The organism is Nitrospira sp. BLG_2, from assembly GCF_049222245.1.
The window spans coordinates 1-1,941 of sequence record NZ_JBLYIG010000585.1 but is presented as its reverse complement, the minus strand read 5'-3'; the positions used below and the strand labels follow the sequence as shown (position 1 = coordinate 1,941).

Sequence of the window (1,941 nt, the reverse complement as noted above, 5' to 3'; positions counted from 1 at the left end):
CATCGATCAGTCCGAAATCGCTCACCACCCATGGAAACGGCCGGTTCGTGTCCTGACCGACCCGACCGAGAAAATACGGCGTGGCGGAAACGTCAAGGCAGAAATTAATGCCGCGCAGTTTCTGAATTCGATCGAGCCCATCGACCCACACAGTGGCTTCCTTGAAAAAGTCCTCGGCTTCGTCACCGTCCCCGAAAAGATCTTCTTCATCCTCATCCCGCTCTTCACGCACGATGCGATACGCGTGATGCGCTTCGTCGTTCATGATCAGGATGTTCTGCTTCCCGCCCACTTCGCGCCCCAGAATACGGTTGACCAGAGCGGTATCGCTTTCCACATAGCGGCGCGACTCCACCGTCACTTTCTTCAGCGCCCCATCCTTCTCTCGTTCCTCGCTGAGTATCGCGAGCAAACCGGCCGCCACTTGCCGTTCGAGATCGTCAAGAGTCAGATACCGAGTTCCCCGAGCCGTCGTCGTCTTCGGACCGATGGTGATGGTCTCTTTCGTGCGCACCTCGACTCCGGCCTTGGTCACTCTCGCGCCGACCCCGCCGGTCTGAATAGCTTGCGGTTCAAAGACATGCCAGTTGGTAACAAGAACCCTTCCTTGCGTCAGTAACGGCATCAGATGGGCGGGCACAAGGTCGCGCGAGCGATAGAGACTCGCCTCGCCTCCTTCAGGGTCCAATTCTCGAAGCCGGTTTTTGATGGTGACGTTGGGGCAGACGATCAGCACCACGTCTGAGAATCTGGCATCGCTGCGGTCATTGACCTTATTGAGGATGCTCCACGCCGCCAACATGCCCATCACCGTGGTCTTGCCGGAGCCCGTGGCCATCTTGCAGGCGTACCGGAGAAAGCCGGCGAAGCCGTCTTTGCGCTTTTCTTCACTGACCTCCTCTTGCGGAATTTCGATGCCTTGCCGGAAGTCGGCACGGGCCTCAGCCAGAAAGACAATCGTTTCCGCCGCATCGAGTTGGGCGAAAAAGAGCCGCTGCGCGCGCCCATCGCGCCGCCACCACTGCAGCAACTCCAGCGTCGTTCTCGTCACGCCGGGGTAGCCCTCAAGCCGCCACTTCTTCACCTGGGCCCGGATGCGATTCACCAACTTCAGTTCGATGGCCGTGCCGACGACGCGACCGGCTTCCGTGTCCGGCTTGGCCTTCGGATCTCGATAGAAGTACATCGCCGGACGGCGATCCGGGCGCCGCTCCGGCTGCTCCCCTTCCGCAATGTGCCAATGCTCAGTGGGTTCGTCGAAGGGTGAATTGAGGATCGGTTCGGGGACTTCGTAGCCGCTCATCAGATGCCGGTCAGGTTTGCAAAACTGCTTGAGGAGTCTTTCTCCCCCGCTCAGTTCTGTCGAAGTCGGCGTCGAAGCTGACGATGACCAGATTGTGTTTGTCGGCAGTCACATATTGATAGGCATCATCGAAATCGAGGCGGAACTGCTTTGAGGCTTGGACCACAAGGCTCATATGCTGAACCGACAAACCAATAATAGCCAGCCTCCCTGGCCCAACCATGTCCGAGCAAAAATCAAGGAACGCATCGGGTTGATTTCGCCTGAACAGAATGACTCCGATTGAATGAAGGGAAAAATCCGAGAGAAACAGGTGGTGGCGATCCGTCGTCGAGAGCAGGGAGCGAGCCTCTTTGTCATGATGCTGTCCCAGGATAATCTCCAGGATGATATTGGTGTCGATGAAAAGATTCATTTCTCACCGACTCGCCAGTCGGACGCTTTATGTTGCAGTTCCACGGAGGTGTATTGATCGCCAAGATCCTTCAACGCTCCCGCCCATTGGAAGTGTGGCGCCCCTTCAGGTCTCTTTTTGCTCTTCTCAAGAAGAAACTCCGCGAAATCCAAAACTTCCTTTTGGAGATTGGGTGGCAATTCCTCAAGTAACTCCTGAAGCTCTTTCATGTGACCTCTCCTTC

The 1,941-nt window shown here is 56.6% G+C and carries 3 protein-coding genes; all 3 read right to left on the bottom strand.

Annotated features, from left to right (window positions below):
- On the bottom strand, window positions 1–1,303 hold a 1,303-nt coding region (locus tag ACOSYY_RS15635; protein ID WP_526023333.1), incomplete at its 3' end, for a DEAD/DEAH box helicase family protein.
- 10 nt (window positions 1,304–1,313) lie between these two features.
- On the bottom strand, window positions 1,314–1,718 hold the full coding sequence (locus ACOSYY_RS15630; RefSeq protein WP_421663538.1) for a type II toxin-antitoxin system VapC family toxin: 405 nt from the start codon (window positions 1,716–1,718) through the stop codon (window positions 1,314–1,316).
- Window positions 1,715–1,927, bottom strand: a complete 213-nt coding sequence (locus ACOSYY_RS15625) for a DUF2281 domain-containing protein (protein ID WP_421663536.1) — start codon at window positions 1,925–1,927, stop codon at window positions 1,715–1,717. The genes ACOSYY_RS15630 and ACOSYY_RS15625 overlap by 4 nt, the downstream gene beginning before the upstream one ends.
- Window positions 1,928–1,941: the final 14 nt, after the last annotated feature.

Excerpts from the sequence above, each read along its gene's own strand:
- ACOSYY_RS15625 (WP_421663536.1), bottom strand. The coding sequence starts at position 1,927 with ATGAAAGAGCTTCAGGAGTTACTTGAGGAATTGCCACCCAATCTCCAA.
- ACOSYY_RS15630 (WP_421663538.1), bottom strand. The coding sequence starts at position 1,718 with ATGAATCTTTTCATCGACACCAATATCATCCTGGAGATTATCCTGGGA.